The organism is Pseudomonas sp. F-14 TE3623 (assembly GCF_053629015.1).
Genome location: NZ_JBRJHM010000001.1, coordinates 4,181,296 through 4,203,941 on the forward strand (window position 1 = coordinate 4,181,296; position 22,646 = coordinate 4,203,941).

The 22,646-nt window shown below is 61.2% G+C and carries 16 protein-coding genes; 5 read left to right on the forward strand and 11 right to left on the reverse strand.

Going from position 1 to position 22,646, the window contains the following annotated elements:
• Positions 1 to 13: 13 nt before the first annotated feature.
• The 4 genes from AB7M29_RS19410 to AB7M29_RS19425 form a co-directional block, all read right to left on the reverse strand.
• Positions 14 to 1,255, reverse strand: coding sequence for a thiolase family protein (locus AB7M29_RS19410; RefSeq protein ID WP_454247584.1), 1,242 nt, complete (start codon positions 1,253 to 1,255; stop codon positions 14 to 16).
• Entirely contained in the window at positions 1,252 to 3,135 is a 1,884-nt protein-coding gene (locus tag AB7M29_RS19415; RefSeq protein WP_454247585.1) for a feruloyl-CoA synthase, read from the reverse strand. The genes AB7M29_RS19410 and AB7M29_RS19415 overlap by 4 nt, the downstream gene beginning before the upstream one ends.
• A 155-nt stretch (positions 3,136 to 3,290) precedes the next feature.
• Positions 3,291 to 4,739, reverse strand: coding sequence for an aldehyde dehydrogenase (locus AB7M29_RS19420; RefSeq protein ID WP_454247586.1), 1,449 nt, complete (start codon positions 4,737 to 4,739; stop codon positions 3,291 to 3,293).
• Between the two features lie 128 nt (positions 4,740 to 4,867).
• On the reverse strand, positions 4,868 to 5,698 hold the full coding sequence (locus AB7M29_RS19425) for a p-hydroxycinnamoyl CoA hydratase/lyase (protein ID WP_217856022.1): 831 nt from the start codon (positions 5,696 to 5,698) through the stop codon (positions 4,868 to 4,870).
• Between the two features lie 211 nt (positions 5,699 to 5,909).
• On the opposite strand from AB7M29_RS19425, the gene AB7M29_RS19430 reads away from it, so the two are divergent.
• The gene (locus AB7M29_RS19430; RefSeq protein WP_217856023.1) at positions 5,910 to 6,398 is read left to right on the forward strand and encodes a MarR family winged helix-turn-helix transcriptional regulator; all 489 of its coding nucleotides are present in this window, start codon (positions 5,910 to 5,912) and stop codon (positions 6,396 to 6,398) included.
• 56 nt (positions 6,399 to 6,454) lie between these two features.
• Here AB7M29_RS19430 and AB7M29_RS19435 read toward each other — a convergent pair whose 3' ends face one another.
• Positions 6,455 to 7,765: an OprD family porin gene (locus AB7M29_RS19435; protein ID WP_454247587.1), complete on the reverse strand. Its 1,311-nt coding sequence runs from the start codon at positions 7,763 to 7,765 to the stop codon at positions 6,455 to 6,457.
• A gap of 335 nt (positions 7,766 to 8,100) precedes the next feature.
• Between AB7M29_RS19435 and mhpT the strand changes: the two genes are divergently transcribed.
• Positions 8,101 to 9,318, forward strand: a complete 1,218-nt coding sequence (gene mhpT / locus AB7M29_RS19440; protein ID WP_454247588.1) for a 3-(3-hydroxy-phenyl)propionate transporter MhpT — start codon at positions 8,101 to 8,103, stop codon at positions 9,316 to 9,318.
• Positions 9,319 to 9,452: 134 nt separating this feature from the next.
• On the opposite strand, the gene AB7M29_RS19445 is transcribed toward mhpT, so the two are convergent.
• The 6 genes from AB7M29_RS19445 to AB7M29_RS19470 all read right to left on the reverse strand — a co-directional run bounded on the left by AB7M29_RS19445 (position 9,453) and on the right by AB7M29_RS19470 (position 18,532).
• Positions 9,453 to 11,876, reverse strand: coding sequence for an efflux RND transporter permease subunit (locus tag AB7M29_RS19445; RefSeq protein ID WP_454247589.1), 2,424 nt, complete (start codon positions 11,874 to 11,876; stop codon positions 9,453 to 9,455).
• A 53-nt stretch (positions 11,877 to 11,929) separates the two neighbouring features.
• Positions 11,930 to 13,033, reverse strand: coding sequence for a WD40/YVTN/BNR-like repeat-containing protein (locus AB7M29_RS19450; protein ID WP_454247590.1), 1,104 nt, complete (start codon positions 13,031 to 13,033; stop codon positions 11,930 to 11,932).
• A 69-nt stretch (positions 13,034 to 13,102) separates the two neighbouring features.
• A complete protein-coding gene (locus AB7M29_RS19455) occupies positions 13,103 to 14,464 on the reverse strand; it encodes a DUF1329 domain-containing protein (RefSeq protein WP_454247591.1) in 1,362 nt (453 codons plus the stop codon).
• Between the two features lie 15 nt (positions 14,465 to 14,479).
• Complete coding sequence (locus AB7M29_RS19460) at positions 14,480 to 16,129, reverse strand: DUF1302 domain-containing protein (RefSeq protein ID WP_454247592.1); 1,650 nt, start codon at positions 16,127 to 16,129, stop codon at positions 14,480 to 14,482.
• Positions 16,130 to 16,230: 101 nt separating this feature from the next.
• Positions 16,231 to 16,998 carry a coniferyl-alcohol dehydrogenase gene (locus tag AB7M29_RS19465; RefSeq protein ID WP_454247593.1) on the reverse strand — a complete coding sequence of 256 codons (768 nt, stop codon included), beginning with the start codon at positions 16,996 to 16,998 and terminating at the stop codon, positions 16,231 to 16,233.
• Between the two features lie 58 nt (positions 16,999 to 17,056).
• On the reverse strand, positions 17,057 to 18,532 hold the full coding sequence (locus AB7M29_RS19470; protein WP_454247594.1) for a benzaldehyde dehydrogenase: 1,476 nt from the start codon (positions 18,530 to 18,532) through the stop codon (positions 17,057 to 17,059).
• Positions 18,533 to 18,819: 287 nt separating this feature from the next.
• On the opposite strand from AB7M29_RS19470, the gene AB7M29_RS19475 reads away from it, so the two are divergent.
• The 3 genes from AB7M29_RS19475 to AB7M29_RS19485 all read left to right on the forward strand — a co-directional run bounded on the left by AB7M29_RS19475 (position 18,820) and on the right by AB7M29_RS19485 (position 22,595).
• A complete protein-coding gene (locus AB7M29_RS19475; RefSeq protein WP_217856033.1) occupies positions 18,820 to 20,595 on the forward strand; it encodes a sigma-54-dependent Fis family transcriptional regulator in 1,776 nt (591 codons plus the stop codon).
• A 191-nt stretch (positions 20,596 to 20,786) separates the two neighbouring features.
• Entirely contained in the window at positions 20,787 to 21,695 is a 909-nt protein-coding gene (locus AB7M29_RS19480; RefSeq protein WP_454247595.1) for an alpha/beta hydrolase, read from the forward strand.
• 135 nt (positions 21,696 to 21,830) lie between these two features.
• Positions 21,831 to 22,595, forward strand: a complete 765-nt coding sequence (locus AB7M29_RS19485; protein ID WP_217856035.1) for a substrate-binding periplasmic protein — start codon at positions 21,831 to 21,833, stop codon at positions 22,593 to 22,595.
• Positions 22,596 to 22,646: the final 51 nt, after the last annotated feature.

Here is a 22,646-nt window from a genome sequence, read left to right on the forward strand (position 1 = left end):
TTGGGGTTCTGCTTCAGCCTTGATACGCCGGGTTTTCGATCAGCAGAGCCATGCCCTGGCCGCCACCGACACACGCGGCCGCAATGCCATAACGCAGATTACCCTCACGTAATTGCCTGGCCAGGGTCAGCACCAGGCGCAAACCCGTGGCGGCCAAAGGATGTCCCAAAGCAATCGAACCGCCCCGCCGGTTGAGCCGGTCACCGTCCAATTCAAGCACCTGAGCCACAGCCAGCACCTGAGCGGCCTGGGCCTCATTGATTTCCAGCAAGCCGATTTCACCAAGGGCCAGCCCGCTGCGTTGCAACAGCAACTGGATGGCTGGCGCCGGCCCTATCCCCATGAATTCCGGTGCCACGCCTACCACGGCACTGGCCAGCAAATGGGCCAACGCCGGACGCCGGGCGGCAGACGCTCGCCCCACCAGCGCGGCTGCCGCGCCATCAACCACCGCACAACTGTTGCCGGCCGTTTGCACACCGCCGACATGCACCGCCCGCAACCGACCCAAGGTGCCCAGATCGGTGGGTCGCGGATGACTATCGCGAGTCACGCGGTCTACGCCCCGTGGCAACCGGATACTGCGTGGCTGATAGCCGGCCAGTTCAAAGCGCTCATTGCCGAGCGCTACCAGCTCCGGTTCAAACCAGCCCTCAGCTTGGGCCTGCAGCGCCAATTGATGGCTGTCGAGGGCGAAGCGATCCACCTCTTCGCGGCTCAGGCCATGCCGCCGGGCCAGGTTGTCGGCGGTGGCGATCATGTCTACGCCCGGGGCCGGGTCGTAGAGGGCCTCCCAGAGAAAGTCCTTGAATTCCACGCCCGCACCGAGCCGGAAGCCACCTCGGTGGGTGTAGGCGGCAATCGGGTTGCGCGACATGGATTCGGCCGCCACGCACAGGGCCAACTGCACACCGTCATCCAGCTGCCTGGCGGCCTGCCGCAAGAGTTCGAAACCGGTGGCGCAGATGCGCTGCACACCCAGTGCCGGGATCCCTTGCGGCACGCCACTATAAATGCCGATATGTCGGGGAAGCAGGTAGGCGTCAAAACTGGCTTGAGCCATGGAGCCAGCGAGCACGCTATCGACCGAGGATGGGTCGATAGCAGCGCGGGCCAGCACCTCGCGCCCCACCTTGATTCCCAGGTCGATCGGCGAAACCTGGGCCAAGGCCCCGCCGAGATCGACCCAAGGCGTGCGCAGTGCTTCGAAAATGGCCACATCGTCAAAGCTCGAATACTGCCCCGCACCGCTCACGGCAGAGGTCCGGCACGCAAGATGGAAGGTTCTTCGCCGCGATACAGCGCCTCGACCTTGTTGGCGCGCCACTGCAGCACCGCGCGCTGGTTGATCGAGCCCTTGTCGGTGATTTCACCGCGGTCGATGGAGGCGGGTTCGTCGAGCAGCGCGATCCATTCCAGGCGGCTGGCATTACCAGTAGCGTCGCGATTGAGCCGTTGCAGCCAATCTCCGAACCACTGACGCACCGGCGCGCTGGCCAGGACTTCGGCATCGCTGGCGTCCGCACTCAAACCGGCCAGACGTCGGCATTCGTAAAGACGGGGAAAGACCAGCGCACCCAGGCACTCGCGGTCCGGCGCGGCCACCACCAAGTCCTGAACATAGGGTGAGCCCTCGAGCACCGCGCGATTACGCAACGGGCCGACGCTGACAAACACACCGGAGCTCAGTTTGAAGTCCTCGGCGATGCGCCCGTCAAACATCAACCCCAGTTGCGGATCGCGGGCGTCGGCCAGTTTCAACGCGTCGCCGGAACAGTAGAAGCCCTGCTCGTCGAACACTTCGGCGGTCTGCTGTGGCGCACGCCAGTAACCCGGCATGATGTGCGGCCCGCGAAAACGCCCCTCCAGTTTGCCGTCCACCGGCACCAGCCGCACTTCGCAACCGGGTGCCGGCAGGCCGATGTAGCCGGCCATGGACAATGGCCCAGTGGTGAACGTGCAGGACGGTGCCGCCTCAGTCATGCCGAGCCCGGCCATCATGCGAATGCGTTCGCCACAATGCTGTTCGGCGACCCGGTCCAGGCGATCCCAAACGCGTTGGGACAAGCCGGCGGCGGCGAAAAAGAACAGTTTCATGCGCGAGAAGAAACGTTCGCACAACTCGCCGTCCTGCTCCAGCGCGTTGACCAGTTCTTCCCAGCCCTTGGGCACGGTGAGGTACGCGGTGGGCGATATTTCCTTGAGGTTGCGCAGTGTTTCAGCAAAACCCTGGACGGTCGGCTTGCCGTCGTCCAGGTAAAAGGTGCCGCCGTTGTACAGCACGATCCCGACGTTATGGCTGCCGCCGAAGGTGTGATTCCACGGCAGCCAGTCCACCAGCACCGGAGGTTCTTCGCCGAACACCGGGAAGGTCTGCAACAGCATCTGCTGGTTGGCGCAGAGCATGCGCTGGGTGGTGATCACTGCCTTGGGCAGCTTGGTGGAGCCTGAGGTAAACAGGAACTTGGCGATGCTGTCCGGCCCGGTAGCCGTGAAAGCGCAATCGGCCTCGGCACCGCCGGGTTGTTCCAGCAGACTGGCAAAGCTCACCTGATGGCGGCCAGGAATTTGACCGCGCACGGTGATCAGCGGTGTTTCGGCCGGCAGCACCGCATCGATCGCCCGCTGATAGGCCGCAGCGTCGCTGACAAACACCAGGCCCGGCTTCAACAGATTGCAGACATGCTTCAGCTTGGCGAAATCCTGGGACAACAACGAATAGGCCGGTGAGATCGGGCTATAGGGGATGCCGGCGTACATGGCACCCAAAGCAATTTGCAAATGCTCGATGTCGTTGCCCGAGAGGATCGCCAGCGGTCGTTCGGCCGAAAGCCCATAACTGAGCAGGCATTGGGCAATGGCGCGGACGCTGGTCAGCATCTCGGCGTAACTCACCCGGCGCCAGTCGCCGCCGTTCTGGCGAGCAGCGATAAAGGTCTGCTGCGGGCGCACATGGGCCCAATGCACCAGGCGATCCAGCAAACGTACAGGCAACTTGGCCAAGGGTTCCAGGGAGCGCATGTGCAGGATGCCCTGCTCTTCGCTGACCTCGACCGCAGGATGACCGATGGACACTTGGCGATAGCGCGGCGCATTGGCTTCGGTCTGGGGTGGCGATCTGAATTCGGAACTCACGTGCTTGTCCTCCGTCAAGGCACGCCACCGGCTCGCAGCAATGCGTTCAACCGGGGCATGGCAGCCTGTGGCTGCAGCCTTGTTATTGTTATGTCTGCCTGCACCGGGCAGCGATTGCTTTCAAGCGTTCGCTCGCCCGACAGTGCGGCGGATACTCAGATCGGGTAGTGCCGCGGTCCGTTCTGCAAGGTCACCCAGCGTAACTGGGTGAAATGCTCGATGGACGCCTTGCCGCCAAAACTGCCATAGCCGCTGGACTTGACTCCGCCGAAGGGCATCTGCGCCTCGTCGTGCACGGTCGGGCCGTTGATATGGCAGATGCCCGACTCGACTCGCTGGGCCAAGGCCAGAGCGCGCCCGGTATCGCGGCTGAAAATCGCTGCCGACAGACCGAACTCGGAATCGTTGGCCAGGCGCAACAGTGCTTCATCGCCCTCGCCGCGCAACACCACCGCCACCGGGCCGAAGGACTCTTCGCGGTACAGGCGCATGGCATCGGTGACGCCGTCGAGCAAGGTCGGCTGCAGAATGCTGCCCTCCAGCTGGCCACCCGTGACCAGGGTGGCACCCTTGTCGAGGGCATCGTCGATCAACAGTTTGATGCGTTCAGCGGCGCTGCTGTCAACCAGTGAACCGAGCACCGAACCTTCGGCGTTGGGGTTGCCGGCGGGCAAGGTGGCGATCTTCGCCGCGAGTTTGGCGACAAAGGCATCGGCCATTTTGGCATCGACGATCAGGCGCTCGGTAGACATGCAGATCTGCCCCTGATTAAAGAAGGCGCCGAAGGCTGCAGCCTCCACCGCTGCATCCAGATCGGCATCCTCCAACACCAGGAACGGCGCCTTGCCTCCCAGTTCCAGCAACGCCGGTTTGAGATGACGTGCCGACAATTCACCGACAATGCGCCCGACATGGGTCGAGCCGGTGAAGTTGACCCGACGCACCGCCGGATTGGCGATCAGCCGCTCGACAATCGCCGCGGCATCCTGGGGCGCATTGCTGATGACGTTGACCACGCCGTCCCCGAGGCCTGCGTCCTGCAACACCTGGCCGATCAGCCGGTGCACCGCCGGGCTCAGTTCCGACGCCTTGAGCACCACGGTGTTGCCGCAGGCCAACGGCATGGCGATGGCGCGAGTGGCGAGGATCACCGGAGCGTTCCAGGGCGCGATACCCAGCACCACGCCGCAGGGTTGACGCAAGGCCATGGCGAAGCTGCCGGGCACATCGGAGGGAATGACTTCGCCAGTGATCTGAGTGGTCATGCACGCGGCTTCGCGCAGCATGTTGGACGCCAGATGCACATTGAAACCGTACCAGTTGGCCATGGCGCCGGTCTCGCCGGCTGCCGCGATGAATTCCGCGCTGCGGGCCTGCAACTGCTCGGCCGCACGCAACAACCGGGTGCGTCGTTCATTGGGGGCCAAGGCCGCCCAGGCGGGGAATGCCGCTTTGGCCGCGGCCACGGCGGCGTCGGCATCTTCCAGGGTGGCGGCGGCAACCCGCGACACGACTTCGCCGGTCACCGGATTACGCCGTTCGAAGGTTCGTCCGTCTCGGGCGGGGCACGACTGGCCGCCGATCAGCAGGGGCACGTCCAGCATGGTGATTCCTCTTTATTGTCTTTATCGGGAATACATTCGAGGGGCTCACAGTAGCGCCTGGGCGCCGGGGCGAACAACTGGCGGACGCTCGATCGCCCGGCCAGCTCGCCCTGATTCAATGCCGGGGTTCAGCGTTTGTAAGCCTGCAAACCGGGCTTGATGCTCTTGTCGTCGAGGAACTGCTTCATGCCCTGCTCGCGGCCACCTTCGGTGTCCAGCAGGCGCGACTGATCGAGCTTGGCGTAGAGGTAATCTTCGTTCTGCTCCCAAGTCAGTTCGCGGCAACGCTTGAAGCCGTGCTTGGCCGCCCGCAGCACCACCGGGTTTTTCTCCAGCAGGTTACGCGCCAGTTCGATCGTTACTTCACGCAGTTGCGCCAAGGGTACGCTTTCGTTGACCAGGCCCATTTCGGCGGCTTTCTGCCCGCCAAAGGTCTTGCCGGTCATGATGTAGTACAGCGACTGGCGATGGCCCACGGTGTCGGCCATGGCCTTGCTCACCAGGTTGCCTGGCGGAATGCCCCAGTTGATTTCCGACAGGCCGAAGGTCGCTTCATCGGCGCAGATCGCCAGGTCGCAGGCCACCAGCGGGCTGAAACCGCCACCGAAGCACCAACCGTTGACCATGGCGATGGTTGGCTTGGCATACATGCGCAGCAGTTTCCATTGCCATTGAGAGGCTTCGCGGCGGATTTTTTCCTGAAGGATTTCCGGGCCGGCGTCTACTTCGCGGAAGTATTCCTTGAGGTCCATGCCGGCGGTCCAGGCGTCGCCCGCACCGGTCAGCACCAGCACACCGGCGTCTGGATCCTGCTCCAGGGTTTCCAGAACGTCGATCATCTCGCGGTTCAATGTCGGGCTCATGGCGTTGCGTTTTTCCGGGCGATTGAGGATGACCCAGGCAATGCCTTCCTCGATTTCCACGTTGACCGTTGTCCAGCGACCTTCGTAATTGCTCATGGCGTTGCTCTCTTGTTCTTGGCTTGACGATGGGTAAAAACTAAACCCGAATATTAGTTATGTCAATTAACTATTAATCAAATTAACCAAATGTTTTTCGTCACGAAAACAGGCGCAACGCCCAGAGATCTGAAAGAGGTCATGGCTATCCCCGGCCAATCTCGGCAAACTAGATAGTCTTCTTAACCGCCAGCCGAGGATTCACCCTGTAATGGCCAAGTCTTCCAAGATTGCCGCCGCCCCCGAGGCCCCTGTCGACAGCGCCGAAACCCAGGCGCCGCTGGATTCCGCCCTGGACGATCTGATCGGTTACGCCATGCGCCGGGCGCAGCTGAAACTGTTCCAGAATCTCATTGGTCGGCTCTCGGCCCACGACTTGCGACCGGCCCAGTTCTCGGCGCTGGCGATCATCGATCAGAACCCCGGGCTGATGCAGGCCGACCTGGCCAAGGCCTTGACCATCGAGCCACCGCAAGTGGTGCCACTGCTGAACAAACTGGAAAGTCGGGCGTTGGCGGTGCGGGTGCGCTGCAAACCGGACAAGCGCTCCTATGGGATTTTTCTCAGCAAGACCGGCGAGGCCCTGCTCAAGGAGCTGAAACTGATCGCTGCCGAGAGCGACATGGATGCAACGTCCAACCTCGACAGCCAGGAACGCGAAGACCTGCTCAGGCTGCTGAAGAAGGTCTATCAGGCCTGAAACGCCAACGCCGGCGCGTTCCTGGGGAACGGCCGGCTTCATGACAGGTAAACGACTTACCAGATCGGCACGGTGTAGAGCACCAGAAAGCGGGTCTGGTTTTCATCGCGAAATGCCGCGCCGGCGGGGAAGTCATTGCGATAGATCGACTTGCGCGCCATCAGCCCGACGTTCTTCAGCGGGCCACTCTGGATCACATACCCCAGCTCCATCTGGAATTCTCGCTCCTTGCGGTCGTCGGCATTCAGCGCCGTCAGCTCGATATGGTCACCGCGCACATAACGCAGCCGGCTCTTCAGGCCAGGCACCCCGACGGCGGTGAAGTCATAGTCGTACATCGCTTGCCAGGTCCGTTCCTTGGCATTGAGGAAGTCCGAACTCATGGTCAGCTCACTCATGCCCATCAACTCGGTACCCGACACATAAGGTGTCGCTGTATCTCCACTGGCGTGCATATAGCCCAGGCTCAGGCGATGGCCGCCAAAGCGATAGCCGAACAGCGCCGACAGGTTGCGGTTGTCCACCTTGCCGGCCTTGGCGCTGCCATCTTCGTCGCTGAAAAAACTGCGCAGATCGGTGGTCAGCGTGCCCTCGCCCACCTGCAGATTGTGCAGCAAGGCCAGGGTGTTCTGCTGGTACAGGTCCGCCACTTCGGCGTGATAGGCACGCAGACTGAGGTCTTTGTTCACCTGATAATCGCCGCCAACATAGGCCATGTGCGATGACGTGGCCGCGCCATTGAAACGCCGGTTCGGCGAGGCGATGCTCATCGGCTGGTAGTCGGTGGAATCACGCTTGTTGATGCGATCGATGTAACCGGTGTTGAGGGTCAGCCCGTCGATGTCCTTGGAACTGAGGGTGGTGCCGCGAAAAGTCTGCGGCAACAGCCGCGACGGGCTGGCGAAAGCGAATGGCAGGAAGATCGACACATCACCGGACTTCACCGTGGTCTGGGCAAAACGCATCTTGGCGGTCATGGCCAGGCGCGAATATTCGTCCGCTGCGCGCTTGTCGCTGCTGGACACCGGCAGCAACTCGGTGCCGCTACGGTCCGGCGACGAGTCCAGCTTCACCCCCATCAGTCCGCGGGCATCCAGGCCGAAGCCGACAGTTCCCGGGGTGAAGCCCGACTCCACATTCATGATGAAACCCTGAGCCCATTCCCTGGCCGCGGTTTTCGCTCCGTCATCCTTGTAGTCGCGATCCAGGTAGTAATTGCGCAAGGTGAAGGTGCCGTGGCTGTCGTCGATGAAGCCTTCGGCCAGCGCCGGGGTGGCAATCACACTCAAGCCCAACAGGACCAGGCAAGGTGCGCGAACAGGTAAGGCTGAAGTCGCCGCAAGGGCGTTCCAAGGGAGCTTTGGCATGTTCGATGTCCACTTATTGTTGTTGTTTTTTGAACGGGATCGCCAGGGTTGTTCCAAGGATCTCAGGCCAGAGAATGGAAACAGCCGAGGGGTGGCGTCAATCCACAATGACCGATAACCGAACATTAATATTATTATCTATTTTTTAGATCCATCTTACTCAATGAGTCATGACGTTGATTTTAATGAGATTAATGCCATTTTTTGGCCAACAACCTTGGTCGTTCATTTTTTAGTTATCTTTGTTAATCTTAATTCCAGCCTGTCATCGCTTGAGACGAGCAGGCTCGCGTTCCCCCGTCAGCACACCAACAAAAACAATAATGAGGTTCGCCATGGACACCCCATCACGTCGTACGACGCTGACCATCGCCCTGTGTTTTATCGTTGCACTGATTGAAGGCTTCGACCTGCAAGCTGCCGGCACTGCCGCCGCGGGCCTGCGCCAGACCTTTGCCCTGGACCCGAAAATGATGGGCTGGGTGTTCAGTGCCGGCATCATCGGCTTGCTGCCGGGCGCCTTCTTCGGCGGCTGGATTGCCGATCGCATCGGTCGCAAGAAAATCCTCATCGGCGCCGTGTTGCTGTTCGGCGTGTTCTCGCTCAGCACTGCCTATGTCAGCACTTTCTCCGGCCTGCTGCTGGCGCGCTTCATGACCGGCCTGGGCCTGGGCGCCGCCCTGCCCAACCTGATCGCCCTGTGCGCCGAAGCCGTGGGTGAGCAGCGCCGAGGTACTGCCATCAGCATCATGTATGCCGGCGTGCCGTTGGGTGGAGCGCTGGCGGCGGTGGTCGCCATGCTGTTCACCGATCATTGGCAGGCGACCTTCATCATCGGCGGTCTCGCGCCGTTGCTGGTGGTGCCGCTGATGGTTCTGCTGCTGCCCGAGTCCAGCGCCTTTCGCCAGCAACAAGGCACCGTCAACGTGGCGCGCGCCTCAACCGGCCAGGCACTGTTCGGCGAAGGCCGGGCTCGCGTCACCCTGGCGTTGTGGTTGAGCTACTTCTTCACCTTGACCGTGATGTACATGCTGCTCAACTGGCTGCCATCACTGCTGCTGGAACAGGGTTTCAGCAAACCTCAGGCAGGCCTGGTGCAGATGCTGTTCAATTTCGGCGGCGCCCTCGGCTCCCTGCTCGGCGGACTGCTGCTGGATCGCTGCAACGGCATCAAGGTGGTGCTGTTTGTCTATACCGGGTTGCTGGTGGCGCTGGCCGGGGTCGGCCTGTCGGTGGGCATTGTTCCGATGGGCATCGCCGGGTTTGCCGCGGGGTTGTTTGTGATGGCTGCGCAACTGGTGCTTTACGCGCTGGCACCGCCGTCGTACCCGACTTCGGTGCGTGCCACCGGCGTCGGCGCGGCAGTGGCCATCGGTCGCTTGGGGTCAGTCGCCGGGCCCTTGGCTGCGGGGCAGATTCTGGCAGCCGGAGCCGGCACCACCGGGGTATTGCTGGCGACCTCCCCCGGGTTGGTGATTGCAGCACTGACCATCATCAGCGTGATTGCCCGTTCAGCCCCACTGACTGTATCGATGGAAAAGGCCAAAGCCTGATGCCTGTCAGTTAACGCGAGACCTGTGGGAGCGGGCTTGCTCGCGAAGGCGGCGGCACAGGCAACATTGATGTCGTCTGACACTCCGCCTTCGCGAGCAAGCCCGCTCCCACAGGGTCCAACGTGCCGAGCTCTTCAGCCCTCCTTGACCCACTGCACAAGCACGCTCGCCTCAGGCTTTTTTGCGAAGACCTTCTGCGGCAGCAGCAGCCAGGCCAGAGCCGGCAGCAGGATCAAGGCGCCAAGCATGTTCACCAGGAACATGAAGGCCAGCAGGATGCCCATGTCGGCCTGGAATTTGATCGGCGAGAAGGCCCAGGTCGATACCGCGACCGCCAGTGTCATGCCGGTCAGCAATACCACTTTGCCGGTGAACAACAGCGCCTGGTAATAGGCTTGGGCCAGAGTGTCACCGGCACGCATTCGCGCCAGGATCACGCTCAACACATAGAGTGCATAGTCGATGCCGATCCCCACCCCGAGTGCAATCACCGGTAGTGTCGCCACTTTTACGCCCATGCCCAGACCCACCATCAGCGCCTCGCAAAGAATCGAGGTGAGCATCAGCGGCAGCATCGCGCAAAGGGTTGCACGCCAGCTACGGAAGGTCAGCAGGCACAGCAGGCTGACTGCGCCGTAGACCCAGAACAGCATCTCGTGCATGGATTTTTTCACCACGATATTGGTCGCGGCTTCGATGCCGGCGCTGCCGGCGGCCAGCATGAATTTGACCTCTGGCACCTGATGCGCAGCGATGAAGGCCTCGCTCGCCTCCACCACCCGATTCAAGGTATCGGCCTTGTGATCGGACAGGTAAACGTACAGCGACAGCATCGAACAGCCCTGATTGAACAGTTCCCGCGGAGCCCGGGTCTGCACGGCGCCCAGCGCGCCGTCATTGGGGATCAGCTCATACCACTTGAAGTTGCCTTCGTTGTAACCAGCCGTGGCGATCTTGCTCATCGCCGCCATTGAAGTGGTCGACTCCACACCAGGCAATTGCTCCAGTTGCCAGGCCAACGCGTCCACCGCAGACAGGCTGGCGTAGCGCGTGCACTGATCTTCCGGCGTCTTGATCATGATCACAAAAATATCCGAACTGGCCGCATAGTTTTGGGTCATGAACAGCGCGTCGCGGTTGTAGCGCGAGTCGGCCCGCAACTCCGGCGCGCCAGGGTCGAGATCACCGATTTTCAGGTTCAGGCTCACGGCAAAACCGAACGCTGCCAGCAGCAGGCCGCCCAGCATGGCGCCAATGGCCCAGCGCCGCTGGGTGAACAAATCGAGCACACGCCACAACGGATGCTTGATCTGTGCTTGCAGCTCGGCGGTTTCCGAACTCAGGCTGCGTTGCGCCGCTGTCGGGCTGACACCGATATAGCTGAGCAGGATCGGCAGCAGAATCAGGTTGGTGAAAATCAGCACCGCCACGCCGAGGCTGGCGGTGATCGCCAGGTCCTGAATCACCCGGATATTGATCAGCAGCAACACGGCGAAGCCCACCGCATCGCAGAGCAAAGCGGTCATGCCGGCGGCAAACAGTCGGCGGAAGGTATAACGCGCGGCCACTACCCGATGGGTGCCACGACCGACGTCCTGCATGATGCCGTTCATCTTCTGCGCGCCATGGCTCATGCCGATGGCAAACACCAGAAACGGCACCAGCGCCGAGTACGGGTCCAGTTCATACCCAAGTATCGCGAGCAGGCCCATCTGCCAGAGCACCGCCACCAACGAACAAGTCACCACCACCAGAGTGCTGCGCGCGCAGCGGGTGTAACCGTAAAGCACCACCACGGTCACCAACACCGCCATCACGAAGAACAACAAGACCTGGGTCAGCCCCTCGATCAGATCGCCGACGATTTTGGTGAAACCGGTGATGTGGATGCGCAGTTCATCGGTCTGGTACTTGTCCCGCAGCGCCTCCAGCTGCCGGGAGAACTCACCGTAGTCCAGGGCTTTGCCGGTCTGCGGACTGACTTCGAGCAACGGCACGAAGATCACGCTGGACTTGAAGTTACCGGCGACCAATTGGCCGACCTCACCGGAGCGGGCGACGTTGGTTCGCACCTGCTCGATACTGGCCGCCGAACCGTCGTAGTCATCGGGGATCACGGTACCGCCATCGAGCCCCTCCTCGGTCACAGCGGTCCAGCGCGTGGTCGGGGTCCATAACGACTTCATGTAAGGCCGGTCGACACCCGGCAGCAGATAAAGCTCGTCATTGAGCCTGGCCAGGGTGTCGAGGTAATCCTTGGTGAAGATGCTGCCCTGTTTGACCTCCACGGCGATCCGCAACGAGTTGCCCAGACCGCTCAACTCGCTGCGGTTCTCCAGGAAGTTGGCGACATAGGGGTGCCCCGTAGGGATGGTTTTCTCATAGCTGGCATTGATACCGATGCGCGTGGCTTGCCAACCAAGCACCAGCGTCACCAGCAGACACAGCAGGATCACCAGCGGTCGATGGTTGAAGATCATTCGCTCGGCGAAATTTCCCGACGCCTGGTCGAAGTCTTCCAGGCGGCCGATCACGGTTTGGGTTTTGTCGTCTTTCAAAGTCTGACTCCTGTTGCACGGGCCATGGCCCGATAGCGCTACACCGTGAAGTTTCAAGGTTTGGCGGAGGCCCGTGGGTCCTGGTCAGTGGCCACGCCACTCAAACCGACGCTGGCCAGCCCCCCGTCGGCTGTCTGTTGCACGGCAGCGACCGTCCCGCCGCTGCGGCTCTGGCGCTTGTCGAAGCTGCGACCCTGGTCATGGCTGAACAAAAACTCACCGCTCTGGCTGGCCAACAGCAGGCTGCCGTCACGCAGCTCGATGGCTGTCGCCAGTGTTGATTCGATGCCGGTGTCGAGGCGTCGCCAACTGCTGCCACGGTCCTCGGACCACCAGGCGTTGCCGCGCAATCCATAGGCAATCAACGCTCCGCCGCGGGTGCCGAGCAGACCGAAAAAGCTGCCTTCATAAGGTGATTTCAGAGGCTGGAACGAATGCCCGGCATCGGTCGAACGCAACAGCAAGCCGCGCTCGCCCACCAGCAGCAGGTCGTTACCCGAAGCGCGGATCCCATACAGGTTCAGGCCCTGCGGATTGTCCACATGCTGCATCCACGGCCGCCAGCTTCGCCCGCCGTCGTCGGTGCGATAAATCTGGTTGTAGGCGCCAACGATGTAGCCATGCAGGCGGTCAGTGAAGTACAGGTCGAGAAACGGTTTATCCGGCCCGTCGTCCACCATCTGCCGTGCCTGCGCAAGGTTGCTGGCGCCACCCGGTTGATCGGCATCGCGCTCCGAGGCCTGCACCGCCAGCGCGGCGGCACGCTCACCGTCGAGTTGCTTGTACCAGGTTTCGCCACCGTCCTCGGTGTGCAACACCACGCCCAGATGACCGACCGCCCAGCCCTGCTCGGCATCGACAAATTGCACCGCGGTCAGGCTGACGCTGACCGGCACACGGGCCTGGCGCCAGGTCATTCCAGAGTCATCCGAGAGCAGCACGATGCCACGCTCGCCGACCGCCACCAGGCGTTCGCCAGCCCGGGCCAACCCAAGCAATACCGCACGCGCGGCCTTGGCGGTAGGCAGTGCCGGCTGCTGCAGCACAGCAAACGTCGCAGCCTGCGCAACCATGGACGTGCTCGCCAACAGACACAACGCCAGCGCGCAGGCACTCCATCGCAGACCAAAACTCGCAAAGATTTTTTCAACGTTCATGTCTTTATCCCGCCTGGAAAATCGCCAGCGACCGCGACGAGCTTTTCGCTCGTCACGGCGCTCCATGGTTCAACGCATGTTTTCGTTGGCCATGGCATCCGGTGTGTAATAGGAAGCTGAAGGTTTTGCGATCGTCTGGTACTGGACCGCCAGATCGTTGCTCGAAGAGTTAAGGAAGTAGGCGCCGGTATCGAGGTTGTAACTGCCCCACATGACTTGCGCAGTGAGCGCCGGCAGGTCTGGCGCCAGCAGCGTCAGCGAATACATCTGCCGTCCCAGTTTGCCCTGGGCGTCATACCCGTCGACCATCAGGATCTGCCAGGAGTCCTCGTCGACGTAGTAGGTCCGATGCGGCACCACATGGCGCTTGCCGGATTTGAGCGTGGCCTCGACCACCCAGACCCGATGCTTCTCCCAGCGCACCAGATCAGGATTGAGAAAATTCGGTTTGACCAGGTCGTCGCTCTTGGCCAGGCCGGCACGATTATTGTTGTAGGGGACGATCAGTTCTTTCTTGCCCGCAAGCTTGAGATCGTAGCGGTCGGTAGGCCCGAACAGCATGAACGCTTCGTCAAACAGACCGACGCCAGAGGTGACGAAGTCCGGGGTGTCGTAGGCGATGTTCGGCGCTCGGCGTACCCGGCGCTGACCGACCAGATACTGCCAGGCCGCACGGTTGGCCGGGTCCATGTCCCAATGGGTCATCAAGCCTTCGCCGGCCTTGGATGACGGCAGTTCGGTCAGCAGCTTGCCAACCTGGTACTTGCCGGCAAAATTTGCCAGGCTGCCACTTTCGGAGTAATAGGGAAACTGATAGCTGAACAGGGCTCGGGTCGCCTGGACCTTCTTGCCACCGGCGGTCATCAGCCAGGTATCGAACGGCGAGCTGATGGTCTCGCCGCCCTGCCAGGACAACCGGTAGTTCCACAGTACTTGCGCGCCGTTGTCCGGGATCGGGAACGGGATGCCGCCATAGGCGCTGGCGACTTTCTCGGTTTCCACATCCAGCGTGGCACGGGTGGCATTCTTGCCGGTGTTGTCATACACCCATTGCGGGGCCGCTGCCGAGCGATGGGTCGGGTATATGTCCAGGCGATAGTCCGGGTATTTCTTCAACAGAACCTTGGAGCCTTCGGCCAGCACGCCGGCGTACTGCTCCAGGTTCGAGGCTTTGATCGAATACAGCGGTTTCTCACCGGCGAATGGATCGGCACGTTTGTCACCCGGTTTGTAGCCGGGAGCTACCTTGGTGTAACCGCCGTCCCAGGCCGGGATGCTGCCATCGGCATTGCCGGCGCGCTCGCCGCCAAGGGGCGTCAGCTCGGTCTTCAAACGTGCAGCCTGTTCAGGCGACACCGCTGCCTGCGCCAGGCTGATGCCAGCCAGGGCCAGGGTAAGGACGCAAGTGTTCAGGAAAGCGTTGTTCTGCATGGCGAATCCACCTTATTAGAATGAGGTTTTCACGTAGAGCGAGACGAAGTCACGGTCGGCCAGCGACTGCCCGTAACTGAAATTGCCGTCCTCGCGCAGTCCGGCTTTCGGGGCCCCGAAGAAGTTCACGTAGTTCAGGCCGACATCCCAGCGCTGCAGATAGGTCGCCTTGAGCCCGACACTCCAGTCGCCGGCATGGGTATTGCCGAAGCCCGATTTGTTGACGGCCGAAGAACGCCCATCGAGCACCACGCCCATGCCGATCGGCACGGTCAGGTCGATCCCGTCGACAATCTGGAAGTACGCAGGCTCCACCAACACCCGCAACGCAGTGGCATCGCGGGTGGTGTTGGAATCCAGGGCCGCGGCGTTCTCGGTGACGCTCAGGGTGCGGTTCCACGCCAGTTCGGCCAGTGCCGAGCCGCCATCCCAAAAAGCACCAGGCGATAGCAGGTAAATCGCCGACAGGTTGACGTGAGCGGTTTTGCCCCGGGCAAACAGTGCGTCATCGCCGCCATCGGCCTCCATGCCTGGGGTCACCACTTGCAGGTTGCTCACCAGCGGCGCATTCCAGCGCACGGAGGTTTCACCGGCAAAGTTGAACGGCCCATAGGCAGTGGAGAAGCTGACGCCGGCAGTCTTGATATCTTCGGCGTAGACCTGACGATAGGAGCTCAGGATCGGCAGCCCGGTGGTCGCCGCGGCTGCACCGTCGAGGTAGGAGTACAGGCCGATCGGGGCTTTGTCGTGATACTGCGCGGCGTAGAAACCCAGCTCCAGTTCGGTCCCGGTCGGTTTGAAGCGAATCTGCATGCCGCCCTGCCCCGAGTTCCTCGGTTTCAGATCGCCGCCATTCACGGTGTCGTTGCCAAACACTTCGCGCAGCGAACCGCTGCCATAACCGATGGCATCGACATCACTCAGGTAGCTGCCGGCGCCTGGCAGATTGGAACGTTCCCACTCGAACTGGTAGTAAGCGCCCACCGACAACTGCGGGTTGATCTGCAACTGCCCGGAGATCTGATTGACCGGGCGCAGGATCTCCTTGAACTGAGTCCCCGGCACGCTGAGCAACTTGACCACATCGGTCGGGCCCTGGGCATTGGCGATGCCGTTGCCACCGTAGAACAGACTTTCACCGTAAATCAGGCTGTGCCGGCCCAGACGCGCCACGCCCTGGGAGTCTTCGCCCAGGTCACCGCGCAGAAACACGAAGGCGTCGAGAATTTCAGCGTCGCGACCGTGGAGCTTGCGGGTTTCGCTGAGGAAATGCGGTTGCTCGCGGCTGTCGATGTCCTGGTTGTAGATATCGTCGTACCAGGCCGCGCCGCTCACACGCAGCCCATAGTTTTGCCGGCTGAGGTCCATTTCGGAAAACAGATCCAGACGGTTGGAGACCAGACCGCGGCTGAAGTTTTTATCGCCCTGACTCTGGATCGAGGGGTACAGGCCATTGGCGGTCGGTGCGTTGACTAATCGGCTGTCCTGACCTTGCAGACGCCAAGCCTGGCTGTACTTGATGGTGTTGTCCCAACGCAGTTTCCAGTCCGAATCCCCCAGGTCCATTTGCATGGCCTCGGCCCTTTCGATCATCACGCCGGCACTGCATAACGCCAGAAACAGGGCGCAATGCTTGAAACGAAAGCAACGTTTAACGTTGTCCATGGACGCTCCTCATTATTTTTATTTTTGGCATGGCTTTGCACGCATGGCACCAGCCAGCATGCTCAGGTAGCGGCTTGCGCCGCTGTCTATAGGTGTGCGTTTCAGATGTAGGTGGAGGCCAATCCGCCATCGACTGCCAGGTTGACGCCGTTGATCCAGCGCGACTCGTCGGCACACAGGAAAGCGATCACCGCCGCCACCTCATCGGCATAACCGGGGCGTTTCATGCGATGGGCATCGGCCTGGGTTCGTGCTTCACCGAGCATGCTCACGAAGTCGCCGAGGATGGGGGTGAAGACCGGGCCCGGCGCCACGCTGTTCATGCGCACTGAATGTTCGAGAAACCAGGGCTGAGCCTGCAGGTAATTCCAGACGATCAAGGCTTCCTTGAAATACTGGTAGCAGGTCGCGTCCGGTACCGGGTGCTCGGCCAGCCAGGCTTGCGCGGCGGCGAAACCTTCGATGCGTGCCAGCGCCTTGTGCTGTTCCAGACGTAACGGCCACTCGGCGCCGAGGATCGAGGCGATATTGACGATGCTGCCGCCAGCGCTAATACGTGGCAGCAGCGCGCTGCTCAGGTGACGCAACCCCAGGTAATTAACCTTCGCCAGCAGTTGCGGGTTTGCCGTGCCCGGCACCCCGGCGATATTGCACAGGCTGTCGATCCGTGCCGGTAACTGCGGCAACAGCCGGTCGATGTTCTCGGCACTGCTCAGATCGCCCTGGACAAAACCGTCCAGGGTCATGTGCGGGGCCTTCAGATCGACGCCAATCACGTGGGCGCCGTGGGCGCGCAACAGGCTTGCAGTAGCGGCGCCGATACCCGAGGAGACCCCGGTCACCAGCACAATCTTGTTGTCGAGTTTCATGTTGAGTCCTCTTATTATTTTTGTGTACTCGCCCGACCTCGTCGGTCTGGTCCTTCCGTCAGAACGGGTAGCGTGGCGCCTTATCCTTGATCGTCACCCATTGCCATTGGGTGTATTCGTCCCAGTCGGCCGGGCCGCCCACGCTGCCGCCATTGCCCGAGCTGCCGCGCCCACCGAACGGGTTGATGCATTCGTCGGCCACCGTCTGATCATTGATGTGCAGCAGACCGCAATTGAGTTGCTCGCCAATCGCCATCGCGTGCCCGACCGAAGGCGAAATGATCCCTGCGGACAAGCCATATTCGGTGCGATTAGCCAGGTCGATGGCCTCATCGTCGCTGGTAAAACTCACCACCGTGGCGACCGGGCCGAAGATCTCCTCGTCAAATGCGCGCATGCCCGGGCGCACACCGGAAAGCACCGTAGGTTGGTAGAACAGCCGTTCAAACTCGCCACCGGCTTGCAGTGTTGCCCCGGCCGTCACACTCTCGGTGACGATTTCATGCACACGTTGCAACTGTCGCTTGTTGATCAAAGGCCCCAATACCGCCTCGCCACGAGCGGCATTGCCGACCGTGATCGCCCGGGCTTTCTCTGCCAGCCGGCGGACCAGTTCTTCAGCGATCGATTCATGGGCCAGAATGCGTCCGGTGGCCATACAGATTTGCCCCTGATGCAGCCAGGCCCCCCAGGCAGCATTGCTCGCCGCCAACTCAAGATCGGCATCTTCGAGCACGATTAACGAGTTTTTGCCGCCCAGTTCCAGAGCGACTTTTTTCAGATGACGCCCAGCCACCTCCGCAACCTTGCGCCCGGCTGCGGTAGAACCGGTGAACGCGATCATCCGAACATGCGGATCGCGGCACAGGGCCTCACCGGCCACTGCTGCGCCCGGTAAAACCTGCAGCAACCCTTTTGGCAAACCGGCCGCCTCGAACAACCGGGCAATGATGAAACCGCCACTGACCGGGGTTTGCGGATCGGGCTTGAGCACCACCGCATTACCGGCCGCCAGCGCCGGTGCCACCGAACGCAGGGAGAGCACGAGGGGAAAGTTGAAGGGCGAGATCACTCCGACCACGCCATGGGGCAACCGGCGTGCATAGGACAAACGCCCCGCTTCGCTTGGGAGAACCACACCATGGGGTTGCGACAGCAGACCGGCTGCCTGATGCAGCAAGACGATCGCCTCACGGACCTCATGTTCACCCTTGAACAGGCTGCCGCCACTTTCCCGAGCGATGTACAGCGCCAGTTCGGCAAAATGTTGCTGGGTCAGGTCTGCGGCTTTGCGAAAGATCTCTGCGCGTTCCCGTGGCCCCAATGCCGCCCAGGCCGGTTGAACACGGGCGGCGGTCAGGGTGGCAAATGCGATGTCCGCCGCATCGGCTAAACCGGTGACGGTCAGTACTTCGCCGGTGGCCGGCTCGATGACTCTGTTGACGCCGCCCAATGGGCGTATCCAGTCGCCATTGAAGATGCGTTCGCACCACAGTGCGTCCCGCAGAAAATCAGATGGTTCACTTACCGACATTTCAGTCTCCCGGCTCTTGTGTTTGTAATTGCCTGACGCAGCCTCGCGAAAACGATGCAGCGTCGTGAAAGCACTAGAGCAAGGGCTGTGCCGATTTCTTCCGTTGCCACGCGCTTTAGGTGGCGAAGGCTCTGGTCTGAAGGTTTGAGAGAAGCACCGACGAATAGGGCAAGGCGTTTGGCGCTCGGCCGACACCCGGCCACTTGTCCAAATGATAAAGTTATGTTTAATAACTGTTTTGCTAATTGATCATTTCGATCAGTCGACTCGCTCAGGGGCATATAACAATGAATAATCCCCATTCGCTGCTTCCTCATCTCGCGGTGCAGGAGGAACATTTTTCGCCCCGAGGAGACAGCACTCAACTGACCGAGGGCAACTCACCGACCCTGGCCGAGTTAGCCGAATGCCTGTTCTTTTCCCCGGTTGACGGACGTATCTGGCTCAACGACCAGCGCATGCTGCTATTGCACAGTTCATCCTTCGGCGCGCTGCGGCGGGAGATTATCGAGCGCCAGGGATTGGAACAGACCCGCGGCCTGTTTACCCGCACCGGCTATTTGTCCGGTGCACGTGATGCGCGATTGATCCGCGAGCGCTGGCCAGACGCCGATGCCGCGGCGGTTTTCTCGGCCGGCACTCGTCTGCATACACTCGAAGGCATGACCAAGGTCGAACCCCTGCACTTCAAATTCGACGCCGACTCGGGCTTCTATGAAGGTGAATTCCTCTGGCACCACTCCTGTGAGGCCGACGAACATATCGCCGCCCACGGGATCGGCCAGGATCCGGTGTGCTGGACCGAACTGGGCTACGCCATCGGTTACGTCAGCGGGCTGTTCGGCCGCCTGGTGATCTTCCGTGAGACCGAATGCCGAGGCATGGGTCATGAGTGCTGCCGGGTGATCGGCAAGACCGCCGAGCAATGGGGCGATGTCGAACAGGACCTGAGTTATCTCACCGCCACGCCATCCAGCGTCGCCCCCAAGCAGCGCCCGGCCCCGGCGCCGGCGCCCCAGGACGACGACAGCGAATTACCCGGCGGGCAAAAACCCATTGGCGCCAGCGCCGCCTTCAACGCCGCGACCCTCGCCTTGCAGCGGGTTGCGCCGACGCCGGCCACAGTGCTGTTCAGCGGCGAGTCCGGAGTCGGCAAGGAATTGTTCGCCCGTCAGTTGCACCAGTTCAGCCCACGCCATCAAGCACCTTTCGTGGCCCTCAACTGCGCCGCGATCCCGGACAATCTGATCGAGGCCGAACTGTTCGGGGTCGAACGCGGCGCCTATACCGGCGCGACCCATTCGCGTCCTGGACGCTTCGAACGGGCTCACGGTGGCACCCTGTTTCTCGATGAAATCGCCAGCCTCAGCCTGCCGGGCCAAGGCAAGCTGCTGCGTGCATTGCAAGAGCGTGAGATCGAGCGCATCGGTGCAAGCCAGCCGATCAGGGTCGATGTCCGGGTGGTGGCGGCAACCAATGTCGACTTGCGCAAAGCCGTGGCGGCCGGAGACTTTCGCGAGGACCTGTTCTACCGCCTGAACGTCTACCCCATCACGTTGCCGCCACTGCGCGAACGTCGTGATGACATTCCGTTGCTGGTCAACGCGTTCCTGCGGCGCTTCTGTCAGGCCTACGCCCGCAAGCCCGCCGGGCTGACCATGCGCGCGCTCAAAGTGCTGTTGCGCTATGACTTTCCCGGCAACGTGCGGGAATTGCAGAACCTGGTAGAGCGCGGTTTGATCGCCAGCGAAGACGGTCAAGCCATCGATCTGGTCCACCTGTTTCGCAACGAACCCATGCCACAGGAGGCGTACTCTCTGGACGGCAATGGCAGCCTCGCAGCCACTGACCCGAGCCCCGCCAACACGCAGCCTCGTCCAGCCTTGCTGGAAACCCTGGCTCGTCTGGAACACGGCTTCTCCATTGAAGGTCTGGAGTCGCGTTTGATCGACGAAGCGCTGCAAAAGAGCGAAGGCAACCTCGCCGCCGCCGCGCGACTGCTGGGGTTAAGTCGTGCGCAGTTTGCCTACCGACTGAAGAAGTACCGACAGGCATCGGCCTGACTCAGGCTGAGTCAATGCAGGCCCACCTCAATAGGAGCAGCCCTGTTCTTGTTGAGGCACGGAGGTTAGCGTAGCAACGACGACCCGTCGTAGATGAGGATGAAACGAAATTATCTTGCCAATATAGTTATGACAATTAACTATGTTTGAAGTTAACTTGTTTTCCCCATAACACGCGCCCCGGAGTCCACATGCCCAATAACAACAACATCGACGGCATCATAGAACAACTCGCCCAACTACCTCCCCTCAGCTCGCTGACTGTCGATCAGCAGCGTCAACAGGCCGAACTACTCTTCGGCGCCGGCTCCTGTGCCGAGGGCGTGACCTTTGAGGCCGCCAATCTGGCCAGCGTCAGCGGGCTTTGGACCATTCCCACAGATGTCCGGCCTGACTTCGTGTTGCTGTATCTGCATGGCGGAGGCTACTCATTCGGCAGTGCCCGGGCCTATCGCCCGCTCACCAGCCAATTGGCCGCCCGCAGCCGGATTCGTACCCTGTGCATCGATTACCGCCTGGCCCCGGAACACCCTTTCCCGGCCGCCGTAGAGGACGCTCTGGATGTTTACCGTGTACTCCTCGAAAACGGTGTGAACGCCGAGCACCTGGTGCTGGCCGGCGACAGTGCCGGCGGCGGTCTGTGCATGGCGCTGATGTTGGCTGCCAAGGCCGCTGGTTTGCCGCTGCCCGCGGCTGCGGTAGTGATGTCGCCTTGGGTGGACATGGCTCAGACAGGAGAGTCCTGGAATTTGCAGAAAGCTCGAGATCCATTGCTCGGCCCGCTTGCTGGCGAGCCCCTTATGGCCGACACCTATCTGCAGGGCGCCGAACCACTGAATCCGCTGGCCTCCCCCCTATACGGCGACCTTAGGAGTCTGCCGCCAGTACTGATCCAGGTGGGCAGCCGGGAATGCCTGCTGGATGATTCAACCCGGCTCGCCAGCCGCCTGGCCAGCGCCGAAGTGGCGGTACACCTGGACGTCTGGCCGGGAATGATTCATGTCTTCCAGACCATGAGCGATCAACTCGAAGAAGCCCGCAGGGCACTGGACCAGATCAGCGCCTTCCTGCTTCGGCACCTGGGGGAAGATGTGTCCTGACTTCAAGTTTGCGTAGAATGCCGTGTCGATACTGAATTCAATAACAAAAAACGGTCGGCAGACTCATCATCCTTGTGATCAACACCACTGGTGACTTGTGGCGCCCTTCTACGTTCAATGCCTGACCTATCAACCATGAGCGAGAGTTCATGGGTATTAATTGCCAATACAAAAGTGCTTTGCAGGTTTTGTCTGTCGGTATCGTTGCTTATTGCCGGTAACGCCTCAGGCGCGCCATTGCCGCTTGAGTTGTATATCCCTGACGCGCCGCCACTGACGTTTGTCGATGACTCCAAGGGTCATGGAATGGTCGGAGAAGCCGTCCTGGCGGCCATTGCCAACGCCGGCTATGTCGCTCATGTCCACGTGCTTCCTTGGGCTCGATCACAGAAACACGTCAGCGAGAAGCAGGATATCCTGATAGCCCCCTTGTCTCGCACGCCGGAACGCGAAGATCGCTTCACCTGGATCGCGTCGATCATGCCCATGGAGCGCGCCTTCTTCAGCCTCGACCGGCCAGTGAGCAGCTTCGCCCAAGCGAAAAAAACCTACCGGGTGATCGGCGTCGGCCTCGGTAGTGCACAGGAGGAAATCCTGCGTGCACAAGGCTTCAGCGACGAACAGATTTACCCGCTGACCATTGGCGACAATCCCGCACAGATGCTCTTGAAAGGTCGCATTGATGCCTGGTTCAACGGTGTTCCCGAGAGTCAATACATCTGGCCGAAAATGTCTGAACGCAAGCTGTTCATGAGCCCCGTCATGAACAGAGCGGAGCTCTATCTGGCTTGCTCCAGGCTTTGCTCCGCTCAACTGGTGCAAGACCTGCGCGAGGCGGTTGAAACGCTTCGCGATGACGGCACTTTGGCGCGTATCCAGCAGAGCTATTTGTCGCCATAACGGTCCGCAACAACTCGTCCGTTGGCCGTAGATTCGCGACTATGTTTGCCC